The organism is Sphingobium sp., assembly GCF_035511395.1.
Lineage (GTDB): Bacteria > Pseudomonadota > Alphaproteobacteria > Sphingomonadales > Sphingomonadaceae > Sphingobium.
The window spans coordinates 1-3557 of the sequence record NZ_DATKFP010000001.1 but is presented as its reverse complement, the minus strand read 5'-3'; the positions used below and the strand labels follow the sequence as shown (position 1 = coordinate 3557).

General features: G+C 63.3%; 7 protein-coding genes. All 7 read left to right on the top strand.

Annotated features, from left to right (window positions below; all coding sequences use genetic code 11):
• Positions 1 to 79 precede the first annotated feature (79 nt).
• The 7 genes from VMR39_RS00035 (at position 80) to VMR39_RS00005 (ending at position 3426) form a co-directional block, all read left to right on the top strand.
• Positions 80 to 334: a hypothetical protein gene (locus VMR39_RS00035; RefSeq protein ID WP_325413141.1), complete on the top strand. Its 255-nt coding sequence runs from the start codon at positions 80 to 82 to the stop codon at positions 332 to 334.
• A gap of 2 nt (positions 335 to 336) precedes the next feature.
• A complete protein-coding gene (locus VMR39_RS00030) occupies positions 337 to 612 on the top strand; it encodes a hypothetical protein (protein ID WP_325413139.1) in 276 nt (91 codons plus the stop codon).
• Positions 613 to 727: 115 nt separating this feature from the next.
• Complete coding sequence (locus tag VMR39_RS00025; RefSeq protein WP_325413137.1) at positions 728 to 1018, top strand: hypothetical protein; 291 nt, start codon at positions 728 to 730, stop codon at positions 1016 to 1018.
• A gap of 2 nt (positions 1019 to 1020) precedes the next feature.
• Positions 1021 to 1656: a hypothetical protein gene (locus tag VMR39_RS00020; RefSeq protein ID WP_325413135.1), complete on the top strand. Its 636-nt coding sequence runs from the start codon at positions 1021 to 1023 to the stop codon at positions 1654 to 1656.
• Positions 1657 to 1709: 53 nt separating this feature from the next.
• The gene (locus tag VMR39_RS00015; RefSeq protein ID WP_325413133.1) at positions 1710 to 2330 is read left to right on the top strand and encodes a hypothetical protein; all 621 of its coding nucleotides are present in this window, start codon (positions 1710 to 1712) and stop codon (positions 2328 to 2330) included.
• Positions 2270 to 2893 (top strand): hypothetical protein, encoded by a 624-nt coding sequence (locus VMR39_RS00010; RefSeq protein ID WP_325413131.1) that lies wholly within the window; start codon positions 2270 to 2272, stop codon positions 2891 to 2893. Before VMR39_RS00015 ends, VMR39_RS00010 begins: the two co-directional genes overlap by 61 nt.
• A 209-nt stretch (positions 2894 to 3102) precedes the next feature.
• Complete coding sequence (locus VMR39_RS00005; RefSeq protein ID WP_325413129.1) at positions 3103 to 3426, top strand: integration host factor subunit alpha; 324 nt, start codon at positions 3103 to 3105, stop codon at positions 3424 to 3426.
• Positions 3427 to 3557: the final 131 nt, after the last annotated feature.

Here is a 3557-nt window from a genome sequence, read left to right as displayed (position 1 = left end):
CCCCGTGGCGAGCTTCGCGGAGGCGGGAACAAATGTGCCGACCACCATGCTTCGTCTTGTAAAGCGGGAGGGCTGAACGATGGCAACTGTATGGATCGTCACCGCCGAGCACTTCCGTATCCCCGGCATCATCACCTCTGTGCACACGTCGAATGCTGGTGCCCAAATTCGCGCGCTGGAACTGGTGAACCAGATACTCAGCGACACGAGCAGCGACATGAAGCCGGAGCCTGCCACCGTTGAGAACTGGTTGGCGGTGATCGATTGGCTCGAGGACTACCACGGCGCGGGGCATTGCTATGTCGATGTCAGCGCGCACGGCTTGGAGGCCTGATCATGAGTAGCCGCACCATCATCATCAGAGGCAGCTACGGCAACCTCACCGTCGAGCGCGCCACCGGCAACGTGGTTCTGTACGATCCGGCCCGCTGTAGCATCAACGGCGTGATCCATGTCGACGATGACTACAAGGACATCGTGCGGTTTGACCCTGCGACACTCCCCGACGTGTCCGAATGCGACATCCTCGGTACCGGCTTCTGGGACGACAAGGGGCGGTACGAACCCGCCATGGTCTGGTCTGCGGAGGCCGAACGCTGGGTAGACGCCTGAACCGGCGCGGCGGCCCTATCCCGGCCGCCCGCCATCCCTGCGCCGGTGCATCCGGCTCGGTGGTGGCGAATTCGCTAAGGGCCGCCCGTCCCGAAACGGGCAGGAGCATAGAGCAATGATCACGAACGCGCAGGCGAAAGCCCTACTCACCGGCACGACCATCAGCGAACATATCGAGCGTCTGGGTTGGGTCTACGAGGACGAGACCGACCCTGAGGGCGAAACCGGGTTCAACCTCGGCATGCTTCTCTGTGATCTGCGGGTCTGGGCGGCTGTGCACGGCGTTGATTTTGAGGCGGAGTGCCGGACATCGGGCGAGACCTTCTCCGACTGCTACGACGCCGACGACATTGGCCCCATCGATGAAGTTCGGCCCGCTATCGGCGGGCAGGGTGGGGAGGGCTGACCATGCAATTCGAGATCGGTCAGCGCGTCGTGCTGACCCACCCTACCATGGGTCGGGACTATGCCACCGTTGCGGGCGAGGGTGAACGCCCGGAAACGATTAGCCTCAATGTCGATGGCCGGGCGTTTAACCCCCAGACGCACTGGCGCTCCTGCGTCACCCCAGCCATCGCCGGACGGGACATGGTGATAGGCGATCTGCTCAATCTTGCCATGCTCAAGGAGGTCTTCGAGAAGCCATTCCTCGGCACCCTCTGGACCGATGGCGATAGCGGCATCCTGACGCCTTACGTTTGCGAATGCTCGTTCGGGGACGGCCTGAAGCTCATCAAGATCGCCACCATCAACCAGCGCCCGAACTATCACGTCGTGCGCGTCGATAGCGGTTGGGCGACAAGCAACTGGGATGACGGCGAGACGGTCGGCGAACATATCGATGACATTCTATCCGCGATCGAGGAGGAGTGCGGACCAGCGCGGCCCTACTGCGAGGAGTGCGAAACTAGCTACTGCGAGTGCGAGTGGCCGGAGGGCTACTCCGCGCAGGAGGCATTTCCCGCGATTGACGACGAAAACGGCTGCTCATGGTCGGAAGTGTCGTGGAAATGGCTGATGCGCCAGATTGGCGGTGCGAAGTGAGCAGCCTTTGCCAACTGGCCTTCGATTTCAACGGCTACCTCCCTACCGGCGGAATGGCGGTAGAACAAAAAATGGACGGCTGGCGCTGCCTCCGCTTCCGTGGCCTCGATGGCAAGGCGCGCCTGTGGTCACGTCAGGGCCAGCCTCTCGAAGGAGCCGATCACATCGCGCACCAGCTCGACCTGTTCGAGCAGGTCGCGGGCCAGCCGCTGTTCCTCGACGGGGAAATCGTGGTCGACGGGACGCTGGACCCAACGAAGCGCTGGTTCGAGAGCGGCTGGCGCAAGGGAGGGGAAAGGGGGCGCCTCTACCTCTTCGACGTCCTCACAGAGGCCGAATGGCGGGCAGGGGGTACCGAGACGCCATGGTACGAGCGAAAGGCATGGCTGCAGCAGCTGGCGGGAGCGGTGCGCGACGATCCGGCGCTGTCGTGGAATTGGAGGCCGCGCAGCTACGGCGGAGACGACCCTACCGCCGTTCAGGTGGTCGAGGACGAATGGGCCTTCACCGAATCGGACGTGCACGACATGGTGCAACGGGTGTGGGTCGAGGGAGGCGAGGGCGTGTTGCTCAAGGATCCCGAAGCACCCTATCGGCGGAGCCGCGTGCCGGCGTGGCAGAAAGTGAAGCTCGAGAACTGGAAGCGATGGGCTCGTACCCCTATCGCCGCTTAGACGAGGGTGACGTGATGATTGTGATTGATCAGGGCTTCATCCTCGCGCCGGGCGAAATTGTCGAGCCCGGCGATCTGGTGACCGTGGACCGCTTCAACGGCAAGTTGCGCCGGTTCATAGCGGGTGTCGACGAGAACGGCTTTCGGGTGCCGGCCGGCAGCATGGTTGATGCGTCCAGGGGGCACCTCGTCATGCCTTACCACCCCGCCCCCCTATCGCCGCTTAGGCACGAGAAAGAGGAAGCTACCCCTACCGTGGAAATGCAACAGAAGAGCATCAGGCAGCGGCGCGGGCCGACCATCAAGTTCACCGGCGCGCTGATTGCGAAGACCGAGTTCGACATCCATGGCGGGCGGGAGATGCGGTTCGAAATCTGGCAGACCCAGGGCGGCGCCTTCATTGCGGTGTCGGCGACCGAGGAGGAGACGCGCGCGGTCGTGGTCGAGCATGGCGACGAGATGGAGATGCGGTTCGCGGTGATGGACTTTTTCGACTGGTCCGATCGTTCGCGTTCGATGGTCAAGGATCAGCTGAAATGGCGGCTGCACCGGATCGTGGCGTGATCGCGAACTGTCGCAACTGCGAAGAACTCCGCCCTTATTTGGGTTCGCGTAGACGCCCCGCAGCGGCGTAGATGCGGGCGCGACGGCAGGACAAACCGTCGCGCCCGCCCCGGCGGCCACCCCAGGCGCCGAGCCGATGAGAACTCACTGAAAACAATCGTTGTTCTGCGCGACCGCCTTTCCGTATGGTGCGCGCGAGGAGAATCGCAGTGGGTGATCGTGTCGGCACATTGACGAGAGCAGCCCTTTCCGAGGCTTTGGAAGCCAGAGCCGGCGTAACCGCCCGAAAAGCTGACCGCTTGGTAGATGGCATTATTGCGCGGATTAGCGAAGCTCTCGAGAGCGGCGAGCAAGTAAAGATTACCGGCTTCGGGACGTTCCTGCTCCACGAAAAGGCTGCGCGCGCGGGCCGCAATCCGAGGACCGGCAAAGAGCATGTCGTGACCGCGCGGCGCGTGATAGGGTTCCGGCCCTCGGCGGGGCTACGCGCCAGGGTGTCGCCGCCTCTAAAGCAAGGCGATCGGTCGACCTAGATCAGCGACCTGATCTGCAACTCCATGGCCATCGTCCGCGGCTTTACGCTGCCTCGCGCAAACGGTGCCCGGCCAAGGAAGCCCATGTAGGTCCTGGCCTGCCGCCACTGCGTCACCGCCGGATCGAAGCA

Bases quoted from the DNA above. Each gene is read 5' to 3' on its own strand.
- VMR39_RS00030 (WP_325413139.1), top strand. From the start codon at position 337: ATGAGTAGCCGCACCATCATCATCAGAGGCAGCTACGGCAACCTCACC.
- VMR39_RS00020 (WP_325413135.1), top strand. From the start codon at position 1,021: ATGCAATTCGAGATCGGTCAGCGCGTCGTGCTGACCCACCCTACCATG.
- VMR39_RS00015 (WP_325413133.1), top strand. From the start codon at position 1,710: ATGGCGGTAGAACAAAAAATGGACGGCTGGCGCTGCCTCCGCTTCCGT.
- VMR39_RS00025 (WP_325413137.1), top strand. From the start codon at position 728: ATGATCACGAACGCGCAGGCGAAAGCCCTACTCACCGGCACGACCATC.
- VMR39_RS00035 (WP_325413141.1), top strand. From the start codon at position 80: ATGGCAACTGTATGGATCGTCACCGCCGAGCACTTCCGTATCCCCGGC.